We start from the raw sequence: 24683 nt of genomic DNA on the forward strand, positions 1-24683 counted from the left end.
CCTAAAGTGTGTCCTGCTTTGGTTGGAATGTCAGGTGCAGCCGCCAAGTCACCATGTTGAATAGATTGATCAGCAACGACTGAACCACCATTAGATGCGAAGTGAACCGTATAGGAGTTGACCGTCCATTTTGCATACAGAGTGATATCGTTGGTTACAGTTGTATTGTCGAAATCAAAAGCCTGACTCAGACCTGAATCGGTATACCATCCAGCAAAGGTGTATCCTGCTTTAGTTGGAACTGCTGGAACAATAACCTTGTCACCGTAAGACACCGTTTGTTCGTTTACTTCAGAACCGCCGTTACTGTTAAAGTTGATCGTTCGAGGCGTATAAAAGCTGAAATGCAGGGTTGTGGTATTGCCCGCACTATCGGTAACAATCAGTGCATATTCTCCTTCAGATTGAACCGTTTCTCCGCTGCTGAAGGGTGAACCGTTCAGAGTGGCTGTTCCTTCATTAAAAGTGATTGTTGGGCTTTCATTGTATTTTCCATTATCAGTGACACCAATTACAACAGGAGCTGCTGTATCAATGGAAAAATTCAACGTTGTACTGCCAATACTGTTGGTTACCACCAATGTATAAACCCCGTCAGCCGTAACTGTAGTGCCATTTGCGAATGCAGCACCATTCAGAAATGCGGTACCACTATTAAATGTAGGTGTTACCGTTTGATTATATATTCCACCGTCAGATATGCCGTTGACTATAGGAGGAGTGGTTTGCTCAATCGTTATGGTCACTGACACCGGAATACTTGTACCCCATGGATTGCTGGCACTATAGGTAAAGCTGTCACTTCCCACATAATTGGCGTTCGGAGTATAAGTAAATGCGCCGTTAGCATTCATTACCAATGTTCCGTTCATCGGCCCACTTTTCAAAATAGCGGTAGAACCGTCGCTATCATTGGAAAGCACGCCTGGTGCAGACTCAGCCAAAGTGGAGTTTTGGTTCGTGGTATAGGTGTCTTCGATTGCTTCCGGAAGCTGCCCACCGTCCAAGCTGGGGAACGCTCCTGCGTTAGCAACATAATAAACCAGGTCGGATTGGCTGCTGTTCAAATTAGGTACTTTAAATTCGGTCGAACCATTGCCGCCAAACTTGGTGCCCAATAGGCTGAATAAGGGTTGGTTATCGTTGGTGGGGAGTGTCGTACCATTAGCTAATATCCAATTGTTCGTCGAGAGATTAACGAGCATGGGAATGATTTCGCCTATATATTCGTTACCTGTACCATTCTCGGCATGGTTGGCTGGGTTCGTAAATATAGCGTAATGTACACCATTAATCTCTGGGAAGTTAGGCAACTTGAATTCATCAGGTGTGTCTGATCCGTAGGTTGTACCAATCATTTCATATAGATCCGAATATACGGAGGTATTAACGCTCTGCCCTTCAGCAGTTAACCAACCCGTGGGAGAGAAGACATATGGAAATAGGCGAACCTCGCCTAACACAGCATTTCGGGTGTATAAAACATCTGGGTCTCGGGAAGGGAATATACCCTTCATAGCTATGTAATAGCCCATCCCTTCTGGTGCAGCATTGGTAAGGTTAGGTAAGGCAAATGTTGATTTTCCGTCACCGCCATAGTTACTGCCTAGCAACGAGTAGAGGGCTGTATTTTGGGTTAAAGAGAGCGTCTGTCCTCTGGCGGGCATCCATCCTGTGGGCACCGCTCTGTAAGGGAATAATCTGATCTCACCGAGGTAGGGATCTGCGGCTGCGGCATGGGCTTGCTGTACAATGCTGATATTATTCCATAGACCACTTAGTCCGATCAGGAATACCAACCATATGATGCTTACTTTCCTGAATAGTGTTAAACTCACGATCTCATCCCCATTTTCCATTTAAATATGTTACGTTATGCTTATTCCTGATCCACCTTATCTTTCTAATTCACAGGGGGAAGCCATATAATGATGAGCATAGTTTAATGGATATGAAAGCAAAAATGAATACGATTTTAGTTCAGATTTAAAATATTTTTTTGAATTTTCCAAAGATACATCATTAATGGTTGAAATGTTCCATAACTTTCATCCCTTTCTATACATTTATATTGACTAAGCTGTTCCGCTTCCGATAAACTAGAATGCAGGAATAAAAGTCGAATGTTCAAAGCAGCAGTTCGAGACCATGTTTCGGGCGGCTGTTTATTTTCTTTTTTAGCATATTGCATAATTCGATTAATCGCTCCCGTGTACAAAATGTAGACGAATAGAATCATTTCGATCTATATCTTGCTGATTGGAAGTCGCTCATTGGATTTATGCAAATTGCCTTTTAATGAGCAAGGTTGCAATGCTGTAGTCTTGCCGGATGATCCGGCCAATAACAACATGGAATAGGAACAGGTGATACACATGTGTAACAGCGCGTACCGCGTGCTTTTATATTATAAGTTCGTGAAGATTGAAGACCCTGAGACGTTTACGCAAGAGCATCTGCAATACTGCAAGGACCTGGGTGTGAAAGGCCGTATTCTGATTGCATCAGAAGGCATTAACGGTACCGTATCCGGTACACCGGAGCAGACAGAGCAGTACATGAAGGATATGCACGCCAATCCGCTGTTCAGCGATATGGTATTCAAGATCGATGATGTGGAGGAGCATGCGTTCAAAAAAATATTTGTTCGTCACAAAGCCGAGCTGGTTACGTTCCGCGTGGACGACGATTTGGATCCTAACGTAGTTAGCGGTAAACGGTTGTCCCCGAAAGAATTTTACGAGCATCTTCAACAGGAGGATGTCATTGTGATTGACGGGCGTAATGACTACGAGTACGAGATTGGTCATTTCAGGGGAGCGATCCGTCCTGACGTGGAATCGTTCCGTGAATTCCCAGAGTGGATTCGGGAGAACCTGGGTGACATGAAGGACAAAAAGATCATTACCTACTGTACTGGCGGCATCCGTTGTGAGAAGTTGACCGGGTTCATGATTAACGAAGGTTTCCAGGACGTGGCACAACTTGAGGGCGGAATCGTGACCTACGGCAAGGATGATGAAGTACAAGGTCGTTTGTTTGATGGCAAATGTTATGTGTTTGACGAGCGTATTTCCGTGCCAATTAACCGGACGGATGAAGATATCGTAATTGCCAGCTGTTATCACTGTGGCACGACGCATGACCGTTATATTAACTGTCCAACCTGCAACCTGCAGCATGTATGCTGTGAGGATTGCGAAGAGACGCATAACCGCTTTTGCTCGGATGCCTGCCGGGAGGCAGCACCGGTACACGCATAAGCAGGAGAGCAGGTGCTGCATGTGAAGCGTGAAGATGAAATGACGACGCGTGAACGGATTTTGTTCATGCTAAAGCGGCAGGGCACAATGACCGCAAGGGAAGTGACAGCCGAGCTTGGTCTGACCGGCATGGCGATTCGTCGTCACCTGACGGCACTGGAGCAGGATGGATGGATTGAGGTTCGGGAAGCCAGAGCTACAGCTGGACGTCCGTCCTCCGTATACCATTTGACGGTACGTGGAGATAGCTTTTTCCCAAAATCATATTCGTCACTGACCCTGGAACTGCTGGAAGAACTATCGGATTCAGCGGGCAGCGGTGTTGTGGATGCTTTGTTTGAGAGTCGCCGGGACAAGCTGCTTCGCAGCGGACTGCCACAGATGGAAGGTCAGGATCTGGCCGGACGTGTCGAGGAACTTGCACGCATTCAGAATGCAAATGGATATATGGCCGATGCCTCCAAGGAAGTGGATGGTTCATATGTGCTTACTGAGCTGAACTGCCCCATTGTGCAAGTAGCGAGTGTTTACAAGCAAGCTTGCCGCTGTGAACTGGAGCTGTTCCGTTCATTACTGCAGGCCGATGTGGAGCGCACTGAGTGTTACGCCGACGGCGGCAAAAAATGCACGTACCAGATCCGTGAAGCGGCTGGGAACTAGTGAAGTTATGGAGATTGTTTCGATCACTCGAAACAGTCTCTTTTTTTGTCATAGAATGACGTAAAAGCGTCTGATAAATGAACTGCTTGATCCCAAAGAACGATTATGTGTTCAAACGAATCTTTGAAAGTGAAGAAAATACGGTTGTGCTGCTGGCCTTTCTTAATCACACATTCAAAAATGCAGGTGAATCCCTGCTGACAGATGATATAGAAATCCATTTTATGGAGATCCCTAAGTTAAAAGACAACAACATCCGAATGGATGATGGATTGGTGCGATGGCTGTTATTTTTGAAGGGGATTCCAAGTCTAACTGGGAGGCGTTAATGATGCACGAACCGGAACCGGCTTTGAAAAAGGCGATGAGTGTATTGGAGTTTCTAAGCCAGGATGAGTAGGCGCGACAACAATACGAGGCACGTCAGAAATCATTACGGGATGAAGCATCCATGATCGAAGGGGCAAGAGAAGAGGGACTAAAGAAAGGCCTTGAAGAAGGAATTAAGGAAGGAATTAAGGAAGGTGAAGCTGAGAGCAAACGGAGAATTGCCCTCAATATGCTCGCTTTGGGTTGAGCTTGAGATCATCGTCAAAGCTACCGGGTTAACATCATCTGGAACTAGAAGCATTGCAAAAGGAAAAGGAATAAAGTCTTACGTTATTTACGAGGGAATCTTATCGTATATGCAGACTTGACACATGTATCTTGTTACAATAACATACGTTATATAACATGTGTTATTTTTAAGGAAGGGAGAAAGAAATGCCACCAAGATCTGAGATTACGCAAGAAAAAGTGTTATCCGCCGCTTTCGAGCTTGTGCGGGAGCAAGGGTTTGAGGCGATCACTGCGCGAAACGTTGCTCAGACGCTCCATTGCTCCACCCAACCGATCTATAGCCTCTATAACAACATTGAAGAGTTGAAAGCAAGCGTGTATGACAAAGCTGCCGAATTTGCTCGCCATAGCATGATGGAGTATAAGGACAGCGCCAATTCCCCTGCCCTGAACCTGACCATCGGTTTCTTGTACTTTGCAAAAAACGAGAAACAGCTATTTAGAGCCTTGTATCTATCAGGTTACCGACAATACAACCCGCACACCGATCAGTTTCTGGGCGAAGAACTGACCACGTATTATATGCGATACAGCAAGCGATTGCAGGACGTTTCCTACGAGCAACTCAAGCGCATTTTCTTAAAACTAACGATCTATTTAATCGGTATTGGAACGTTACTGAACTCCCATACCCTTGAGTTGGACATGAACGAAGCGATTGAAATGATCCGGGAAATGTATGAGATGTTGTTGCATAAGGAAGGTCTCACTTATTGAATCCGAAGAGGGAGTGAGCATAATGGTCCATGGGCTCGGTAACAAAATTGGAGAAGGCGGATGTGCGGAAGTGTTTGAATGGGAGGATGGAAGCAAAATCATTAAGTTGGCTAAGCCTAACACCATCCCGGCTGCTATACAAGCTGAACTACACCATTGTCGAATTGCTTGGGCATGCGGGCTGCCAGTTCCAAGACCCTATGACCTGGTGAACGTTGAAGGCCGGTCAGGTGTTGTATTTGAACGGATTTATGGTGAGCCCATTATAAAGCGATTTGTAGACAGAGCAGTAGAGCAGTCCAGACTGCAGCAACCCATAGATATAATGGATGATTACGTTAACGCCGAGATTACAGCACAACTTTTTCATCAAATTCATTCCCATTCAGTGGCCAATATGCCGAGCCAGCGGGAAAATATCAGGAATGATATTCATAGAGCGCAATATTTGACGGAAGCGGAGAAGGCAGCCGTGATCGCCGAATTGGACCGATTACCTATTAAGCAGCAGTTATGTCACGGAGATCCAAATCCAGGTAATATTTTGCTCAGGGATGATGATGCGGTTATTATCGACTGGAACAATGCCTCGACCGGAAATCCGGAAGCTGACTTGGCTGAATATGTCATTATGATTCGATATGCGATCTTGCCCCCGCATCTGCCAAATGAAGCTAGTGTTGCCCTCGATGCTACGAGGGAGACCAGCATTCGCTTGTTTATGGAGAAGTACGAGAAATTGTCTGGCATCAGTTATGCAGATATTGAACCCTGGATTGCTCCTGTTGCAGCACGCAAACTGGTTGCCGACGGGATATCCGAAGAGGAAAAGATTTTGCTTATAAACGAGATTAGAAGAAGACTCCATATTCGTTAGCAAAATTCAATATATAAAAAATGTTTAAGGCGCCATCGGCACAATGTTGTGGATGGCTTTTTTTGTTTTATGTAAAGTTTTCTCTCACGTATCTGCAATGAATACAATTTGGAAGCGGTTCAACCATTGACGGGAAACAGGTCGCACTTTAATATTAGGGAAACAATAAAATACCAACACGGGTCATGGACTTCAGTCGCATGAGAAAAGTCTGTATTTGTCTACTTTTGTCGATCAAAGCAACAATGCGTTGAAGCGTTTGTTTTGTCCCGCCCTATCGTGTCAGTTGAATAGCGATAAGGGTACCAATATTTTATAAGATGGAGAGGGGTTCTCACACATGAAAAAGAAATTCGTAATGTCTCTGATGATGGTTGCATCCATGATCGTAGCGGCTGGTTGCGGTAATAACAGCGGTAGTAACACAACGTCCGAGGGATCAGGCAGCACAACAGGAGAAGGCACTGCAGAAAAATCGTATCGCATCGCCATCTCGCAGATCGTCGAACATCCGTCGCTGGATGCCACACGTGAAGGGTTTATTGCGGCTCTGAAAGATGCTGGTCTTGAGGAGAACAAGAACCTGACGATTGACTACAATAACGCGCAAGGTGATTCAACGAATAACTTGTCCATTGCCCAGAAGATTGCCGGGGATTCCAAAAATGATCTGGTCCTGGGGATTGCAACACCATCCGCACTGGCTTTGGCTCAACAAGTAAAGGACAAGCCTTTGCTGTTCGCAGCGGTGACGGACCCGCTCGGTGCCAAACTGGTGAGCGACATGGACAAGCCAGGTGGAAACGTAACAGGTGCGTCGGATACAAACCCGGAGGCGATTGTGCAATTGGCTGATTTTATCGCCAAATATTTGCCGGATGTGAAGACGGTAGGTCTTGTTATTAACGAGGGCGAACCGAATGCGGTTGTAATGGCAAACAATGCGGAGAAAGCGCTGGCCACACATAATATCAAGCTGGTCAAAGCACCTGTTACCAATACATCGGAAGTAAAACAGGCAACCGATTCTCTGGTTGGCAAAGTGGATGCCTTCTATATCACGCTGGATAACTCGGTCGTTAGTGCAGTGGATACAATCATCCAGACCGCGAATAAAAATAAAATTCCGTTCTTCTCCAGTGACCGGGACACCGTGGAAAAAGGTGCTTTTGCAACCGTAGGTTTCAAATATTACGATCACGGATACCAGGTTGGTGAGATGGCTGCGGACATTTTGAAAAATGGGACCAAACCGGGTGACATGAAAGTCACCGTGCCGGACAAGCTGGATCTGATTCTGAACCTGAAAGCTGCTGAAGCTCAAGGCATCACCGTTACCGATGAGATGAAGGCAGAAGTGAAGGATCAGGACAACAACATTATTCAATAACCTGACCGGAAGATCCTCCGGCAGTATGGATGCGAGGCGGACAAGCAACGGGTTCGCCTCATTCTTTTCGATAGACAGGGAGGAAGCAATGTGAATTTGACTTGGGGTTCAATTGAAGGGGCAATCGAGCTTGGATTGTTGTATGCACTGATGGCACTGGGTGTATATATCACATTCCGCATACTGGATTTCCCCGATCTCACCGTAGACGGAAGTTTTACAACAGGAGGCGCAATCGCGGCGGTCATGATATCCAACGACTTCTCTCCTTGGCTCGCTTGCTTGGCAGCAATGGCTGGAGGCATGTTGGCTGGAGCCTGTACAGGTCTGCTGCACACTAAAGGTAAAATTAACGGGCTGTTATCCGGTATTCTGATGATGATCGCTCTGTATTCGATTAATATGCGTATTCTCGGTGCACCGAACAAATCCATTATGGGCATGGACAATCCCTTCTCGGGTGAGCATGTCATGATCATCATTATCGTGGTCGTGCTGGTATTCAAAATCATGCTGGATCTGTTCATGAAAACAGATATCGGTCTGGCACTGCGTGCAACAGGGGACAACAAACGCATGATCCGCAGCTTCGGCGCTAATACGGATGTAACCACCATTGTTGGTGTCAGTCTGTCCAACGGACTTGTCGCCCTGTCTGGAGCATTTATCGCGCAGCAATCCGGCTTTGCAGATATCACGATGGGCATTGGGATGATCGTTATCGGACTTGCTTCCGTTATTATCGGGGAAGCCATTCTGGGTGCAAGAACCGTATTCTGGGCTACACTTGCGGCCGTTGTCGGTTCAATTATTTACCGGATTGTGGTCGCTTTGGCACTTCAGGTTGAATGGTTCGACACATCTGATCTGAAGCTGATCACTGCGGTGATTGTTATTATCGCACTGGTTTTCCCAACCATGCAGCGTTCCATGAAGCAGAAAAGTCTCGCTCGCAAACGGACCGAAGAGCTTATGCGTTCGTCGGGCCAACAGGCGAAGGGAGGCATGTGATCATGCTTGAGATTACACAAGTAACCAAACTGTTTAATCCGGGAACAACCGATGAGAAGACTGCTCTGGTCGGCGTAAACCTGACGATGAATCCGGGAGATTTTGTGACGGTGATTGGCAGTAACGGCGCGGGCAAATCAACGTTGATGAACATTATCTCAGGTGTTATGAAGCCCGATATGGGTGATGTGCTGATCAATGACCGTTCCATCAAAAACCTGCCTGAGCATAAGCGAAGCAGCTGGATTGGCCGCGTCTTTCAGGACCCGATGGCGGGTACGGCACCGCATATGTCCATTGAGGAGAATATGGCGATGGCGTACAAACGCGGCAAGGGCCGTGGACTGGGCTTTGGAGTTACCCGTGCAAGACGGGAGATTTTCAACGCCCAGTTGGAGAAGCTGGGCATTGGACTTGATAAGCGCCCCAATGCCAAAGTAGGCCTTCTGTCCGGTGGTGAGCGCCAGGCGCTCAGTCTACTGATGGCGACATTCACCCAGCCGCAAATTTTGCTGCTGGATGAGCATACGGCTGCACTTGATCCTTCTCGTGCTGAGCTGATCACGGAACTGACGGAGTCGCTTGTACGGGAGATGAGACTCACTACCCTGATGGTCACGCACAACATGGAGCAGGCCATTCGTCTGGGTAATCGTCTAATTATGATGGACAAGGGCCGGATTATTCTGGACGTCAGTGAAGAGCGCAAGCGCACGTTGACTGTATCCGAACTGCTTGGTGAATTTGAACGCATCAGTGGTAAAAAAATGGCCGATGATCGCGTGGTGCTGGGTTAAATCCGGGGGGTGCCTAGCGCTCAGCAAAAAAGACCAAGTCCCCCTTTCTCACAAAACCTTTTGCGTTCTCGCAAAGGGTTTTTGTGGTATGTTGGACAGGATAAGGACCACAAATTAGCAAGCATACAAAGGAGGGGCCAAGCATGTCGTTACAATTTGATGAAGGGACATACACCGTAACCCGGCGTGCAGATTGCATTCGCCTGCTGGCGAAGGAATTTGCTTTGCTGCATTTTCTGTATAAGAACAAGGAAAAAGCCTTCACTCGCAGCCAGCTGCTGGATCGGGTGTGGCTCCTGGAGTATCCGGTAGAACGGACTGTGGATGATCATATATACCGTTTGCGAAAGAAACTGAGACATTGGGAGGAAATTGTGCTGGATACCGTACGTGGTTATGGGTACCGGCTTACCATTAGCTCCAATATGGCGTTAATGCCCTCTAACCCTTCCGCTCAAGATCAGGAGATGCGAGATGCGATTCATGGATTGTTTCGCAAATATCATCTGTATGGGCAGGGGAAATCGATGCTCACACTGCTCGATCAGCAAGAAGCGCTGGGCATTGAGATTGATCCATTTTATCAGTTATATATCCACTTTATTCAGGGAGATCTGAAATGGCTGATTACAACGACGGAAATTCCTTTCGAGGAACGATTGTATTGGCTGCTGATTTTTACACATCCCCTGACTGAACCAGCGGAGAGCTTGCAGTTATACGAAAAGGCGTTGAATTCATCGGCGTTGTCTGCGGATCAGCATCGTGAACTTCGTATTCTGAATATTGTTGAAGTCTACGCAGAGGTGGGCCAGTATGAACGAGCCAAACTGCAGCTCTTGGAGACGTATGAAATCATGGAGTCGGATAAGCTGATCAATTTTAAAATTCCGGTAAAGCTCTCAGAGTTGTATGTGGAACTGTGGGGTGGCAGCGGCGAAGCGGTAGAGGACCAGATGGCTGTCCTGCGCTCCGGGTTGAGAGATGCGCCTTATCTGCGAGAAATCGGACGCTTTCAGGTGATGGAGGGACTATGGCTGCTCAGACAGGGCCGAACACGTGAGGCAGAGCCGAGGATGGACGATGGTCTGGATGTATTGAAAATGACACTGAACGCCCCGCTATATTTGAATTCTGCATACCAGATATTGCTGTTCATGGCACACCATCGGATAGAAGGGCGCCTGCAAAGGAAATACCGCCAATTGTATGCGGAAATCTCCAAAAATTACGGTGTGCCTGCTTATGGACAGCGAATCGTGAGTGAAATCCGCACATTTTTATCTCCTTTTACCCCGTCCTCTGATCTTCCTCTGATATAACGCCCTTATGATTACAGCCAAGGAATATATATAAGCCAACAAGGCTGTAATCTGGGGAGGAACCGCAAAAATGAACACCGTCTCTAATGAATCCACGCTCTATTCGAATTCGTCCAATGGTTCATCCAAAAGCCTGTGGACCAACAACCGCTTCATGCGGATGTTTATTGCATATGCACTTGCGACCTTTGGAGATTGGTTTGATGCGCTTGCCATCCAGGTGATGGTCGCTTATCGTTGGGGGGCTGATCCGCTGATCATTGCCCTTATTCCGGTATGTATGGCTGTTCCGGGTATCGTACTTGGCTCGGTAGCAGGTGCATTGGCGGATCGTTTGCATAAGGTCAAAATTATGATGATATGTGATGTGGTCACCGTTTTGTTAACGATTGCCGTTCTGTTCGCGCCGAGTGCGGCATGGCTGCTTCCGCTGCTTGCTTTACGAGCCATGATGGGGGTATTCCACGTACCGGCACAACAAGCGCTGACACGTCAGGTGGTACCAGAGGAGCACCTGTTTCAGGCATCGTCACTGAACGGTTTTGTGAGCCAATGCTCCAAAGTTGCGGGACCGCTGCTAGGTGCAGTCACTCTGGCCGTATTTTCTCCGCAAGTCTGCATTCTCATTAACGCTTGCACACGCCTGTTATCCGGAGCCGTGTTGTGGCCTTTACGGCGTTTGACAGAGAAGAAGGAACCTTCTGAATCCTTTACCCTGGAGGGGAGTCCTTTGGGAGCGGAGTCCAAGGAACCCCTATTCACCCAGTGGCAGAAAGGCTGGCGCTTTATTCTAAGCAGCCGTACTCTACTGAGTACGATCTTGTTCGGCTGCGTTGGTTTAATGGCTATTCTCATGATTGATTACCAGTTTACGACGTTGTTTCGGGAGATTAAGCCGGGTAATGAGGCCCTGATCGGCTGGATGGGATCATCGGCAGGAGCTGGTGCAGTTGTAATTATTCTTCTATTAAATCGGCTGCCGCGAATCGGGTATGGCTGGGGGCTGGGCGGAGGGTATCTGCTGATCGGTGTGGGAATTGCTGCACTGGGCTGGATCGGTCCTCAAACGTCCGAGATTTGGGTTATAATCTGGGGCTTGTGTATTGGACTTGGCAATGGCCTGTTTATGGTGACGTTGAATTATCTGCTGCAAAAAGAAACCCCTCCTGCCTATGTAGGCCGTGTATTCGGTATTCAAAATTCGCTTTCCAGTGTCGTGCTGGTCGTTGCTCCACTTGCAGGCGGAGCGTTGATTCGGGCGACAGGAGCCAGTCTTACTTTTCAATATATCGGCATGGCAACACTGACTATTGGTTTGGCAGGCATCATACTGCAGCGAATCTTATGGGAGGGAAAACAACCCCGGCGGCTAGAGCCGACAGGAGAACTTGGGCAGGAATCGGTCAGACAACCATGATTAGCATGGTTATGGTCTAAACAGAATAGAAGCAAGCAACAGCCGCTTTCGGTCATGATTCGAAAGCGGCTGTTTTTATGCGAAATGATTGTGGAAGTACGCTTCCCACCAGGTAAAGTAGGCAGTGGAGGCCATAGAGTTGATCTTGATCTATGATCCGTTCATCCATCCCAATTACTGTTTACAGATAACCGCACGAAAACAGCGAATTGGCGGGCCGTACATGTCAGACCAGATGGCATCCTCCGGTTCTTTCACGATCAGCTTACCCTCGATCGTCAGTCCGGTAACAGCCATAATCGTCTCCAGCAGGTCAGGACGCATCTCGGGCACATCGAACGTGGCAATCAACCGTCCGTCGGGTTTGAGCACTCTGGCGAATTCGCGAAAGGCCCGCAGCATCGTGCCTGTATCCAGATGTTCCAACACAGAGATGCAGAATACGCTGTCAAACATCTCGGATTCATACGGAAGCTGAGCCAGATTGGCCTGCGCAAGATGCAGTCGATCCAGGCTCGATTCCGGCAGGTCAAGGGCTGCCTGATCACCAAAATCAGACGCGATATCCAGCCGAATCGCTTCTCTGGACAAAATGCGCTCATCCCAATCACAGGCATGAACTTCCCGGCAGTGCTCCGCCAGCCAGAACTTGAAGGGATGGGATATACCGCAGGCCGCATCAAGTACGACGTCTTCCTGGCGTGCAAACTGGCGTGCCCATTCGTATTCGTACGGGCGGCTCCACCACGCAGGATGCAGTGGGAAGACCAACGTATCCGTTCTGGGATCACTTTCCCGAATGTATCTCGATTCCATGAATTCCGTTGCATTAGGCGTATCCATCATCCCCGAATTCCCTCCTTTAGTCCTGCTTCTGCCAGAAAAGATTCCAATACCTTGCTCCATCTGTGCCGCCAATGGGATATATCGTAGGACAGTGCCGTCTCGCGGGCATAGATACCCAGCCGCTCCCGTTCGGCCCTGTCCTGAACGAGACGTACCAGCGCGGCGGTCAGCGCTTCTTCGCCTGGAGGTACCAGCAGCCCGTTAAAGCCATCCTGAATCAGATCGTTCAGGCCGCCAACATTGGAAGCTACAACCGGAAGTCCGCAGCTCATCGCTTCCAGACAAGCGTAGGAAGTTCCTTCCGAGAAGACGGTTGGAATCACAGCGATATCTGCCTGATGGTAGGCCTCGCGAATATCCTGAAAATCATACGTGTGCTGCTTGATTCGATCCGCATGGGGATGCGTGCGATGCCAATAACGAAAGGATCGGCCCACCGTGCTGCCTTCGACCAGTTCTCCGGCGAATTCGATCTCCAGATCAGGAAAGGCACCAAGCAGTCGATCGGCAGCCAGCATCATCGGGATAATGCCCCGTTCCATGCTAATGCGGCGCGGATATACAATGCACAGGGGACGCGAAGGGTTCACATGGATCGCAGCTGTTTTGTGATCACCCTGCTCCTTCAATTGATCAACCGTCAGCCCATTTGCCTGCCGATCATCTGGACCCTGTCTGATATCTGCCGAGTCCAGTTCCTCAGCCATTACGGTCACCTCGGATCTGTCCATCCGGAACACCCCGTCTCCATCGATTCTTTCCTTCACGAATGACGCAGCATTTAACCCTGATATGACGGCTTCGGCAGGCTCCTCCTGGCTTGCAAGATCCTTCTTCCATGCAGCGAGCCATTCTTCTTCCTGTTCATGCTCGAATGTTCTTCTGGGTGGAGCAGGCGTAAAGAAAGACGTATCCACTGCATTGGGAATTAGTATGACCTGGCCGGGATCGGTAAACGTGCATGCAGCGCGGCAAAAGGTCTGAAAATGGGAATCCACGGATACGATGCGTACAAGTCCATCCAGTGCCTGCTGAATATGTTCGGCGACTTGCTGCTTGGTCTCCAGCGGCAGCCCGGGACGATCCCAGTTAATGCCGTGGCAGATGCCAAGACTGCCCGGTTTGTAGGCAATGGGCTGCCAGAGGCAGCTGGCATAGATTACGGGTCCACGCGCCGCCGCAGCCATTCGGGCAAAGGCTTCGGGGACATCATTCATATCGTAGACATAGCCAAATACATCAATCTGTTCCGTCCGTGCCTGAAACGCTTCGAAATAGGACAGTTGATGAACCTCCGGAATATGTCCCAAGCTGCGGATCACACTGCACAAGTCAAGGATATAACGCTCCAAACCTCCGCCGAACACCCGGCTGAAATCCCGGTTATAGCCACCGGTGAAGCTGTGTGTCAAAATGCTGACTACGCCCATCTCACCGGTCCTCCTTCCAGGGAATCAGCCGGGGCTCCGGATCAAGAATCGATTCATAGTGCTCTAGGCTGCCCCACTCGCCATGTGGATCAATTCGTTTATAACGCAAATATTTCCGAACCCGATCCTCCAGACTTCCAGCCCAGCCAAGATGCTGAACCTTCAATTCCGTACTGATTCCGGGCAAGACGGTACAGGGCAAGGGGAGACGAGGCACATGATGATTTTGCTGCGGATAAAAATAGGGATAACCCGGCATATAACGGACAAGCGAAGCGGTATGCCGTCTGTGTAGCCCCCAAAGGTTATCTTCCCGATAGTGGGTTCGACCACCCCACATATCGTAGAAGCGAAAAGCGATCCAGTCTGAATGCTCCTGATTAATCAGTGCACGTATGGCGTTCTTGGCCTCTGTGCTGTACAACTCATCGGCATCTACGGAGAGCAGCCAATCCGGATCGGTACCCACGGCTGCTTGCCACAGGGCGTTGCGTAATCGCCATTCCTCAGCAAATAAAGGCTTTTCCAGTACTTCCAGACGAACGACCTTTGGATAGGCTCTGCATATGTCGGGTGTTCCATCTGTGCTGGCGTCGTCCACAATGACGATCTCATCCACGAAATCACTCAGATCGTCCAGTACTTCCTCCAGATATCGCCCGCGCTCGTTACGAACCTGCAGCATCGCGGTCAATTTATTACCCTGACTTTTACGAACACGACGAATGGAGAACGGCTCTCTGCATAGGCCTGTTTTCTGATGATCTGCAGCACCCTGATCTCCTTGCCCGTCTGTTACATATTCTTGATGCGTCTGACTTCGGATGTCCAACGTCCTCTGCTCATGTTCCAGACGGTTATCGGCTGTTTCCGCGTGTTCGGCGTGCAGCGATTCCGACGTTTCAGTTGGCTTATGTGTTGTTTCGGCTCGGATATCCCTATGCATCATCGGTCCATTCACATGTAGTCTGCGTTTCTTCGGATCCAGCATCATGGCATCTCCCCCAGCAGTTGCTGGACAGCATGATCCAGCAGCTCCATCTCGACAATTCGGGCAAGGGCATCTTCATCCTCCAGCGCCGTCTCAAGGAATTGCCTCACTGCACCATGGCGTTCTCCGCGCAGTGCCATCGCCAGACCTGACAATTGCTGATAATCCTTGCGGCTGCCTTTATCCTCTATATCCACTGCGTTTACCAAAGCCAATGCGTCTTCCACACGCCCTGTCTCCTGATAGATGCGGAATTTCCAATGGCGAGCTGTTTCGCCTCCGAGTTCATCCAGGATATGCAATGCATTTCCATAATCATCATTCAGACGCAGCAGTTCTGCCCGGACAAGCTGATCCTCACCGGCCTCCAGCCAGCGGCAGAGCTGTTCATAATGGTGCCGCTCCTGCTCGTTACCTGCACTGATTCCGTAGACTTGCAAAGCGTTCTCAATTTCGCCGGTTCTTGCATGAATTGCAGAGAGGAACCGATAGTGGGAACTCACAGAATCCACTCTCCCGTTCATTACCGCATGGGTGAAAGCTTCCTTCAGCGAAAGGGCTGCTCTTGAATCTTGAAGCAAATATTCATAGGCCGCCAATAAAAAGGAAATCGTCTCATGCGCTCCTGCTTTGGACCGAAGCTGACGATAAAAGTCGGCACGCATACTGCATTGCAGCCGGGTAACCGTATCCTGAACACCCGAGACAGTCTGTCGCAGCGCATGCAGGAATAGCAATTCATAGTCCCGGAGAGGGACTTCAAGGTCTTCCTTTTGCATGAAACCAGCAGGGGTAGCGTCCTCCCCATTCATCCAGATGACACGTACGCCCTGGAACATCAGCTTCATATAGCGAGTTTCCGATGAGGTGCCCACCAGATCGGCGATGCCGACCAGTCTTGAAATACAGCCCTCCCATAAGGGGGACTCTGCTTCTTCGCCAACTGGCTCTGGTAACAGTACAATACAGCGTTCGGGATGAAGCGAAGCGGTTGCGGTCATCCAGTAGGGATGAGCGATCACGGCTACCGTATGGGGCTCCTGCAGCAATTGTTCTGCTTCGGGAAGCGTGATAACGGTGATATTCGCAGGCATTTCCTCGGAGCGCTCCAGACTGCTGACATAGTAGACATGCCCTTCCGCGACCATCAGAGCAGCGATGTCTGGATAGGGAAAAGCAGACCATCCTCCTTTTCGGGGGAAAAGAACGTAACGAAAGGGAGGAGGGGCCTTACTTGACTGTTCTGCATCTATCTCCTGATGAGGCTCCGAATCCGGGATTGGAGACAGCTCTTCCATCGATGATTCACCTCACTTGATTTGCATTTTTGGAGACATCCAATATGTAATGACCTTTCTGTACCTTGCATTTTATGCCTGACACTAACATATGGGCATTCCGTCCCAAACATGAGTATCTTCCGTGAATAGACGAAGCTGACAAGCCGAAAGATTAGACTGAATTTTATCTATTGTGTGACCGTCGTCACTTTTTTTTGCTGTCATGACAGGCTTTGTGATAATTGTCACATGTATAAAATGGTCAATCTGGCACAATACGTTCATCAATACGTGTTTGGCTGACAGAAACTGAAGAAGGGGCTTCAATGCCAAATACGAAAACTGCGATATGAACAGAAAGAAGGGGTGACGGTATGGATCCGATTATGTTATCGCGTATCCAATATGCGCTCACAACGATTTTCCATTTCTTTTTTGTGCCGCTGTCCATCGGTCTTGTGCTGCTGGTAGCCATTATGGAGACGTTGTACGTAGTGAAGGGTAAGGAAGTTTACAAAACGATGGCCAAATTCTGGGGTAAGTTGTTCCTGATTAACTTTGCTGTCGGTGTGGTCACAGGCATTCTGCAAGAATTCCAGTTTGGCATGAACTGGTCGGAGTACTCCCGTTTTGTCGGGGACGTATTTGGTGCGCCACTGGCTGTGGAAGCCTTACTGGCGTTCTTTATGGAGTCTACCTTTATTGGGCTATGGATCTTCGGATGGGATCGCTTGTCCAAAAAAGTGCACTTGGCCTGTATCTGGCTGGTATTTGTCGGCACATTCCTGTCCGCGCTGTGGATTCTGGCAGCCAATTCATTCATGCAGCATCCGGTTGGCTTCGAGATTAATAATGGCCGTGCCGAGATGAATGATTTCTTTGCACTGATTACGAATGGTCAACTGCTGGTGGAGTTCCCCCACACGATCTTTGGTGCCCTGATGACAGGCGCATTTGTAGTGACCGGGATCAGCGCTTTCAAATTGATGAAGAAACAGGATGTGGAGATTTTCCGCAAATCGTTCAACATTGCCATCCTTATTGGTCTGGTTTCCTCGTTGGGGGTTGCCTTCTCGGGTCACTTCCAGGCGCAATATCTGGTGGAGACGCAGCCAATGAAAATGGCAGCCAGTGAAGGAACATGGACGACGACGGAAGACCCTGCGCCATGGACGGTGGTGGCCGCTATCGATCCGGACAAACAGGAGAATTCCGGTGAGATCAAAATCCCCGGATTGCTCAGTTACCTGTCCTACAGCAAATTCTCCGGCAGTGTCAAAGGCATGAAAGAGCTGCAAGCCGAGTATGAGCAAACGTATGGACCAGGGGACTATATTCCACCGGTACGGACGACGTTCTGGAGCTTCCGCATCATGATTGCTGCGGGCGGATTGATGATTTTGCTAGCTCTATACGGTACATTCCTGGCGATGCGCCGGAAGCTGGAGGGAGCAGGCAAATGGTTTATGCGACTGATGGTGTTCGCCATTTCCCTGCCGTTTATCGCCAATACGTCTGGGTGGATTATGACTGAGGTGGGAAGGCAGCCGTGGACGGTATTTGGTTATATGACGACCGCAGCCGGGGTATCCCCGAACGTAAGCGCAGGACAGATTTTGTTCTCCACCATTGCTTTTACAGCAGCTTATACGGTACTCGGAATTGTGATGGTCTATCTGTTCGTTCGTGAAATCAAGGCAGGGCCATATGCAGTCGAAAAGCCGGAGGAGCATGATGAATCGGCCGATCCGTTCGGCGTGGATGGGGGTTATTCTGTTGTCACTAAGTGAGTTGTGGTTTTTGCTGATTGCCGTCTTGTTTGTTGGTTTTTTCTTTCTGGAAGGTTTTGATTTTGGTGTGGGCATGTCCACTGCCATTATTGGCAAAACGGATCGTGAACGTCGTACCCTGATCAACTCGATCGGTCCATTCTGGGATGGCAATGAGGTCTGGCTGATTACGGCGGGGGGTGCCATGTTTGCAGCCTTCCCGCACTGGTATGCCACGCTGTTCAGCGGTTTTTATCTGCCGCTGGTCGTGGTGCTGCTGGCCTTGATCGGTCGCGGAGTTGCCTTTGAGTTCCGCAGCAAGATGAGACAGGGACGCTGGCGCAAAACATGGGATATCATCATCGTAGTATCCAGTGCGTTACTGCCATTCCTGTTCGGGGTTGTTTTCGCTACCTTGATGAAGGGGTTACCTATCGATGCACAGATGCAGCTTCGTCCCGGCTTCCTGGACATCGTCAATCCGTATACGGTGGTAGGTGGGTTGAGCGTTACAATGTTGTGTCTGGTGCATGGTTTGCTGTTTGCTTCATTGCGGACCGTCGGAGATCTTAGAGAACGTGCCCTGAATACGGCCCAAAAACTGATGCTGCCGCTGGCCGCGATCCTCGTGATCTACGCTGTGATGACATACTTCATGACGGATGTGTTCGCCGTACGTGGCTGGGCCCTCTGGATTATGGTTGTCCTGGGCGCTGCTTCATTGGGTTTGGCAGCTTACTTCGTGCGTCAGAAACGTGAAGCCTGGGCTTTCGGCATGACGGGAGCTGTGATTGCAATCGCGTTTGCCTCCGTATTCATCGGCTTGTTCCCAAGGGTCATGGTAAGTTCAATGGGTTCGGCGTTTGACCTGACGGTCTACAATGCTTCATCCGGTGCCTATTCGCTGAAAGTGATGACGATTGTGGCATGTACGCTGCTTCCGTTTGTACTCGGCTATCAGATCTGGAGTTATTATATTTTCCGCAAACGTCTGAACGATCAGCATCACCTGGAGTACTGACATGGGACGGGGGCTGCTGAAGCTGCCGGGCATCCGGCCTGTACTGGCGCTGGCTTCAGCGCTGGTACTGCTGCAGGCGATGACCATTATCATGCATGCCAAATGGCTGGCACAGGCGATTACGGCACTGTTTGAAGGTTCGCCCGTAACGAAGCAGTACCCGGTACTGCTGTTGTTCCTGGCCGCTTTTGCCGCCCGCTATGCCCTATCCTTCTGGTTGCAGCTCATCGCTTCGCGGTACGCGGAGAAGACAGGAAACGATCTGCGCAGACAGATGGTGCAGCAGTGGTTCCGGCTGGGGCCGCGTTTTGCCAAAACTGAAGGAACAGGGCACCTGGTAACCTTGGCACGCGAAGGAACAGCCCAGTATAAGACGTATCTGGAACTGTTTATTCCCCGAATGCTGGGGATGGGGTTCACGCCAATCGTTATTCTGTTCTATGTCTTCAAGCTGGATATGATGTCCGGGGTTATTTTGACGCTGACGCTGCCGATTCTGATCGTGTTTATGATTCTGGTGGGATTGGCTGCACAGCGGAAGATCGATGGACAGTTCAAGTCGTACAAAGCGCTGGCGAACCATTTTGTGGATACGCTGCGGGGACTGGAAACACTCAAAACACTGGGACAGAGCGGCAAACATGCGGAAACGATTATCCGGGTGAGTCAGCGCTATCGAAAGGCTACGATGTCTACCCTTCGCATGGCTTTTCTGTCCTCCTTCGCACTCGATTTCTTCACCATGCTGTCGGTGGCTTCGGTGGCGGTTGGCTTGGGGCTGCGTCTGACGGAAGGGCATATGCTGCTTGGACCAGCGCTAACCGTACTGATTCTCGCGCCGGAATACTTCCTGCCTGTACGAATGGTGGGTGCAGATTACCATGCGACACTGGACGGTAAGGAGGCCGGGGAAGCGATCAGTCAGATGATTGAACGAGGGAAAGCAGCCGAGCTTAAGCAAAAGGAAGCGTATGCGAGTGCTGTTCTACATGGTGTGTCAGAAAAGAACGGGGAATCCTCTTCGACTAAACCTTCTTCTGGCCAAAGTGATGTGTCTCCATCCACGATACGGGTGATATTGGGTGAGCAAAATGCCGGGAGTGGCGTTGTCGTTCCTTCATCGACGTTCTCATGGGAGGCGACGAGCAGATTGGCACTTACCAACGTACAGGTGCGGCATGAGGAAGACGGACCATGCTCGCTGAATGATGTGACGTTTCAGGTTTCGGGACTTGGAAAGGTAGGAATCATCGGAGCTAGCGGAGCAGGGAAATCAACCCTGATTGACGTACTTGCAGGTTTTCAGCCGCTTACTTCAGGTCAGATTTTATATAACGGCCAGCCCTTATCTCCAGAGATGATGGAAAATTGGAGAAAACAAACGGCGGCGATCCCGCAGCATCCATACATCTTCAGTGGAAGTCTGGCGGATAATGTTCGATTCTATATGCCTGAAGCTTCGGATGCGGAGGTGGATGAAGCCATTCACGCAGCCGGTTTGCATAAGCTTGCTTCCTCCTTGCCCAATGGGATGCAGGAGTTTATTGGAGCTGGGGGAAGGCAGCTCAGCGGCGGACAGGAGCAGCGAGTGGCTCTGGCGAGGGCTTTGCTTAGTGCACGGCCAATCCTGCTGCTGGATGAGCCGACTGCGCATCTGGATGTGGAGACGGAGTATGAACTGAAACAGACGATGCTGCCGCTGTTTGAGGGCAAGCTGGTTTTTCTGGCAACACATCGACTGCACTGGATGCCGCATATGGACCGGATTATCGTGATGGATGGCGGCACGGTTGCAGAGACAGGAACACATGAGGAATTGTTGGCCCGACAAGGCATGTACTACCACATGATTCAGGCCCAGATGGAGGCGGTGTAAGATGAAATCCGGATATGAGCAGACAGAAACAGCCCGGAGCGGGAGCAAAAAGAATAGCTGGATCACTCCGTACGTGGCACAGTACCGCTGGAGACTCGTAGCAGTCATTGCGCTGGGGGTTTGCGCTGCGTTATGTGCTGTCCTGCTGCTCTTCACCTCCGGATTTCTGATATCCAAGTCGGCGCTCCGTCCTGAAAATATTTTGATGGTATATGTACCTATCGTGGGTGTTCGTGCATTCGGGATTTTCCGTGCCGTATTCCGGTATGTCGAACGATTGGCCGGACATGATGCAGTGCTGCGTATACTCGCGGATCAGCGCGTGAAGCTGTATCGGATTTTGGAGCCGCAGGCACTGTTCCTGCGCTCCCGCCTGCAGACGGGAGATGTACTCGGTGCGCTCGCAGAGGATGTAGAACGACTGCAGGATATTTACCTGCGCACGGTATTTCCAGCGGTTACGGCACTCGTGATGTATGGTGGAGCAGTTGTGGCCTTTGGCAGCGTTGATACGGGATTTGCACTGTGGATGGGTTTGTATATGCTGTTTCTGGTCGCTGTGCTGCCTGCCATCTCCCTCCGGGTGACGTGGAAGTTGCGGGTACGGCAGAAGCGGGAGAATGCCAGGTTGTACACTCGTCTGACAGATGGTGTGCTTGGTCTTGGGGATTGGATAGCGAGTGGACGAGCTGAAGAATTTGTAAGTCGGCAGGAAGAGGCTGAAGGGCAGGCAGATATGATTCGGCTGTGCTTGCGGCAATGGACCCGCTGGCGTGATCTGGCTGCCCAGTGCGTGATTGGGCTGATGGTGGTATCCATGACCTTGTGGGCGGGAAGTGCGGCTTCTGCCGGGCAGCTGCCTGCGGTCATGATTGCTGCATTTGTGCTGGTGCTGTTTCCACTCACGGAAGCACTGCTGCCCGTAGGAGATGCCGTGGAGCATATCCCGCAGTATCGTGAATCGATGGAACGATTGCAGCACTTGGAAGGTGAAGAGCACAAGCCAGGCCCGTCTGGAACCGAAGAAGCGGATGCAGCAGCCAGAGCCAAAGAGGATAAGACCTCAGGCGTATCAGGCAGCAATCTAGTAGTTGGAGAGCAACTGGGTTCCCCGGAGCGTGCGGAAAGAGCTTTAGCCCAACGTATCCGCTTGCGCATTCCGCCCAGGCTGCGAGCCGACATTCAGATTGATCAGGTGAGTTATCGTTATATGTCAGATGCTCCATTTGCTGTGCAGGAGGTGTCTCTTCATCTTCCTCAGGGCAAACGTTTGGCTATTCTCGGTCGCAGTGGTGGTGGGAAATCAACCCTTCTGAAGCTCATTCAGGGTGCGTTGCTCCCATCCGCCGGGAACGTAATCATCAATGATCTTCCAGTGCAAACGATGGGCGAAAATATAACGGATGTCATTGCGGTGCTGAACCAAAGTCCGCATCTATTTGATACAACAGTAGCCAACAATCTGCGGATCGGCCGTCCGCATGCAACAGACGAAGAAATCCAGCGAGTCGCTGCGCAAGTAGGCTTATCCGATCTCATTGAATCTTTGCCGCAGGGTTATCATACCCCGATGCTGGAGACAGGACTTCGTTTCTCTGGTGGAGAAAGACAGCGGATTGCATTGGCCCGGGTACTTCTTCGTGAAACGCCTGTCGTTATTTTCGATGAACCGACGGTAGGTCTTGATCCTGTAACGGAGCGAGCGCTCATGCGGACGATTCTGGACAGCATGCAGGGCAAAACAATGATCTGGGTCACCCATCACCTGATGGGAGCGGAACGAATGGACGAACTTGTTTTTATGGAAAATGGACAGATTACGATGCAAGGTTCTCACGAACAATTGCTGGCTCGGGAAGAGCGTTACCGCCGTCTCGTTGAACTTGATCGACCGGGGTGGTCTGATTTGCTGACAGCGGAGTTGAAGCTGCCTCCTGTCGCTTCCAGATAGCAGGACTCCCGGTATAACAACATTCTAGAGGGAATGCCGGTTCTTTCTAAACGCCAAACGAGCCATGGAAGTCATTCCAAGGCTCGTTTTTGTCATGCCACACAACTACATCGTTCAAATCTCTTGTCCCAGCAGCATCGCTGTGCCGCAGGATTGACGCAGAACCAGTTCCGGCTCTACTTTAATGCAGCGGTTATCCATCTGTTTGTTCATCAGATCGAACAGAATCATGGCAGCAAGGCGTCCAATTTTGTCGGTATCCTGCTTGACGGTGGTTAGCGGCGGATCGGTATAACGGCAGGCCTCGATATCGTCGCAACCGGCAACGGCAATATCCTCCGGAATGCGCAGCCCGGCTTCCTTAAAGGCGCGGATAGCTCCGAATGCGAGCAGATCCGTGGCTGCAAATACAGCGCGTGGCAGGACTTCGCAGGTGAGCATTTTTTTTGCGGCTTCGTATCCGTCCACCGCGGCATAATCTTTGCTGTATACCACCCATTCGGGGTTCTCCTCAAGACTAAACTGCTTTAGGGAACGTTTGAAAGCCTCCTCCCTCTGTTGCATCACTAGAGAGGCCCGCTCTAGTCCGATAAAACCAATTTGCCGGTATCCGTTCATATAAAATTGCTCTACAACCTTGGTTGAGATCTTCTCGTTATCCGACATGATGTAACAGGAGCTCTGTCCTGTAAGCTCGATGTCAATTCCGATACAAGGAATGGGGCTTGCATCAAGGTCGAATACACTGCTCTCCACTTCATCCCCTGCAATAATAATGCAGCCATCTACTTGAAAATACTTCGATCGCGCCAAGTAGTCCTCGCCCTGATCCAGAAATTTCTCATTGGAGAAGAAGAGCAGATCATATCCAAGCAAGCCAATCTGTTTTTTAAAAGCATTGATGACTTCTACAAAGAAAGGGTGGCTGAAATCGACGTTCAGTTTCCCTGCAAATACAACGCCAACAAGGTTGGATTTTTTGGTCGCGAGCGTTTTGGCTGAAGAAGAAGGACGATAGCCGGTCTCTTCCATAATCTTGAGCACTCGTTGGCGAGTCTCCTCGCCGATATCTGGATAGTTGTTGATGATCTTGGATACCGTTGCTACAGACACGCCGGCTAAACGGGCTATCGTTTTGATATTCATTTACATCCCTCGGATTCTAAACTAGTTTCGCAAACTGCAGCTGTGTCATTTTTGTTTTCTTGCAAGTATTTTATGCTACAACGACCCGAGAGTCAACAGAACAGGGGTGTTTCCAAGCTGAAATAATATGCATCAATAGAATTTAGTTGTTCAGAAATAAATATTGCGAAAATTCTATCACATTTTAGCTGAGTCACCTTACCATTTTAGAAATTTCATGCCATTTTTAAAAGGGGAATTAGTATATATTTTGCATCAAAACGTATTGTGTGCATCCGGGTTTCGTAAAAGTGAGTGC

Annotated in this window: 21 protein-coding genes; 15 read left to right on the forward strand and 6 right to left on the reverse strand. The window is 49.7% G+C overall.

The genetic code is table 11. The features are described 5' to 3' along the window. The coding region (locus tag ACFTRD_RS22260; protein WP_379383825.1) for a tail fiber protein at positions 1-1838 on the reverse strand (1838 nt) is incomplete at its 3' end. A gap of 537 nt (positions 1839-2375) precedes the next feature. Here ACFTRD_RS22260 and trhO point away from each other — a divergent pair. The 11 genes from trhO (at position 2376) to ACFTRD_RS22315 (ending at position 12075) form a co-directional block, all read left to right on the forward strand. Further along, entirely contained in the window at positions 2376-3263 is an 888-nt protein-coding gene (trhO, locus tag ACFTRD_RS22265) for an oxygen-dependent tRNA uridine(34) hydroxylase TrhO (protein ID WP_379383827.1), read from the forward strand. A 21-nt stretch (positions 3264-3284) separates the two neighbouring features. Further along, on the forward strand, positions 3285-3923 hold the full coding sequence (locus ACFTRD_RS22270; RefSeq protein ID WP_379383829.1) for a helix-turn-helix transcriptional regulator: 639 nt from the start codon (positions 3285-3287) through the stop codon (positions 3921-3923). A 77-nt stretch (positions 3924-4000) separates the two neighbouring features. After that, positions 4001-4252 carry a PD-(D/E)XK nuclease family transposase gene (locus ACFTRD_RS22275; RefSeq protein WP_379383831.1) on the forward strand — a complete coding sequence of 84 codons (252 nt, stop codon included), beginning with the start codon at positions 4001-4003 and terminating at the stop codon, positions 4250-4252. Positions 4253-4374: 122 nt separating this feature from the next. Then, positions 4375-4500 (forward strand): hypothetical protein, encoded by a 126-nt coding sequence (locus tag ACFTRD_RS22280; protein WP_379383833.1) that lies wholly within the window; start codon positions 4375-4377, stop codon positions 4498-4500. Between the two features lie 188 nt (positions 4501-4688). Then, on the forward strand, positions 4689-5261 hold the full coding sequence (locus ACFTRD_RS22285; protein WP_379383835.1) for a TetR/AcrR family transcriptional regulator: 573 nt from the start codon (positions 4689-4691) through the stop codon (positions 5259-5261). A 22-nt stretch (positions 5262-5283) separates the two neighbouring features. Beyond that, the gene (locus tag ACFTRD_RS22290; RefSeq protein WP_379383837.1) at positions 5284-6138 is read left to right on the forward strand and encodes a phosphotransferase family protein; all 855 of its coding nucleotides are present in this window, start codon (positions 5284-5286) and stop codon (positions 6136-6138) included. A gap of 340 nt (positions 6139-6478) precedes the next feature. Further along, entirely contained in the window at positions 6479-7528 is a 1050-nt protein-coding gene (locus ACFTRD_RS22295) for an ABC transporter substrate-binding protein (RefSeq protein ID WP_379383839.1), read from the forward strand. 90 nt (positions 7529-7618) lie between these two features. Further along, on the forward strand, positions 7619-8539 hold the full coding sequence (locus ACFTRD_RS22300; protein WP_192271609.1) for an ABC transporter permease: 921 nt from the start codon (positions 7619-7621) through the stop codon (positions 8537-8539). Between the two features lie 2 nt (positions 8540-8541). After that, entirely contained in the window at positions 8542-9336 is a 795-nt protein-coding gene (locus tag ACFTRD_RS22305; RefSeq protein ID WP_379383841.1) for an ABC transporter ATP-binding protein, read from the forward strand. A gap of 143 nt (positions 9337-9479) precedes the next feature. Beyond that, the gene (locus tag ACFTRD_RS22310) at positions 9480-10658 is read left to right on the forward strand and encodes a winged helix-turn-helix domain-containing protein (RefSeq protein WP_379383843.1); all 1179 of its coding nucleotides are present in this window, start codon (positions 9480-9482) and stop codon (positions 10656-10658) included. Positions 10659-10728: 70 nt separating this feature from the next. Next, entirely contained in the window at positions 10729-12075 is a 1347-nt protein-coding gene (locus tag ACFTRD_RS22315; protein WP_379383845.1) for an MFS transporter, read from the forward strand. 174 nt (positions 12076-12249) lie between these two features. Here the strand turns inward: ACFTRD_RS22315 and ACFTRD_RS22320 are convergent, their stop codons facing one another. Genes ACFTRD_RS22320 through ACFTRD_RS22335 form a run of 4 tightly spaced genes read right to left on the reverse strand, consistent with a single transcriptional unit; the run spans position 12250 to position 16640 of the window. Further along, a complete protein-coding gene (locus ACFTRD_RS22320) occupies positions 12250-12921 on the reverse strand; it encodes a class I SAM-dependent methyltransferase (protein WP_379383847.1) in 672 nt (223 codons plus the stop codon). Next, positions 12918-14351 (reverse strand): glycosyltransferase family 4 protein, encoded by a 1434-nt coding sequence (locus tag ACFTRD_RS22325; protein WP_379383849.1) that lies wholly within the window; start codon positions 14349-14351, stop codon positions 12918-12920. The genes ACFTRD_RS22320 and ACFTRD_RS22325 overlap by 4 nt, the downstream gene beginning before the upstream one ends. A gap of 1 nt (position 14352) precedes the next feature. After that, on the reverse strand, positions 14353-15345 hold the full coding sequence (locus ACFTRD_RS22330) for a glycosyltransferase (RefSeq protein WP_379383851.1): 993 nt from the start codon (positions 15343-15345) through the stop codon (positions 14353-14355). Further along, positions 15342-16640, reverse strand: coding sequence for a hypothetical protein (locus ACFTRD_RS22335; protein WP_379383853.1), 1299 nt, complete (start codon positions 16638-16640; stop codon positions 15342-15344). The genes ACFTRD_RS22330 and ACFTRD_RS22335 overlap by 4 nt, the downstream gene beginning before the upstream one ends. A gap of 356 nt (positions 16641-16996) precedes the next feature. Here ACFTRD_RS22335 and ACFTRD_RS22340 point away from each other — a divergent pair, with 356 nt between their 5' ends. From ACFTRD_RS22340 to cydC, 4 genes are read left to right on the forward strand one after another with little or no spacing between them, the layout of a single operon-like run. Beyond that, positions 16997-18412, forward strand: coding sequence for a cytochrome ubiquinol oxidase subunit I (locus ACFTRD_RS22340; RefSeq protein ID WP_192271597.1), 1416 nt, complete (start codon positions 16997-16999; stop codon positions 18410-18412). Next, complete coding sequence (gene cydB, locus ACFTRD_RS22345) at positions 18396-19412, forward strand: cytochrome d ubiquinol oxidase subunit II (RefSeq protein WP_379384439.1); 1017 nt, start codon at positions 18396-18398, stop codon at positions 19410-19412. Before ACFTRD_RS22340 ends, cydB begins: the two co-directional genes overlap by 17 nt. A gap of 1 nt (position 19413) precedes the next feature. Further along, the gene (gene cydD / locus ACFTRD_RS22350) at positions 19414-21288 is read left to right on the forward strand and encodes a thiol reductant ABC exporter subunit CydD (protein WP_379383856.1); all 1875 of its coding nucleotides are present in this window, start codon (positions 19414-19416) and stop codon (positions 21286-21288) included. 1 nt (position 21289) lies between these two features. After that, positions 21290-23239: a thiol reductant ABC exporter subunit CydC gene (cydC, locus tag ACFTRD_RS22355; protein ID WP_379383858.1), complete on the forward strand. Its 1950-nt coding sequence runs from the start codon at positions 21290-21292 to the stop codon at positions 23237-23239. A gap of 114 nt (positions 23240-23353) precedes the next feature. Here cydC and ACFTRD_RS22360 read toward each other — a convergent pair whose 3' ends face one another. Further along, on the reverse strand, positions 23354-24385 hold the full coding sequence (locus tag ACFTRD_RS22360; RefSeq protein WP_379383861.1) for a LacI family DNA-binding transcriptional regulator: 1032 nt from the start codon (positions 24383-24385) through the stop codon (positions 23354-23356). Between the last annotated feature and the right edge of the window lie 298 nt (positions 24386-24683).

This window comes from Paenibacillus sp. NPDC056933 (assembly GCF_042674385.1).
Classification (GTDB): domain Bacteria; phylum Bacillota; class Bacilli; order Paenibacillales; family Paenibacillaceae; genus Paenibacillus.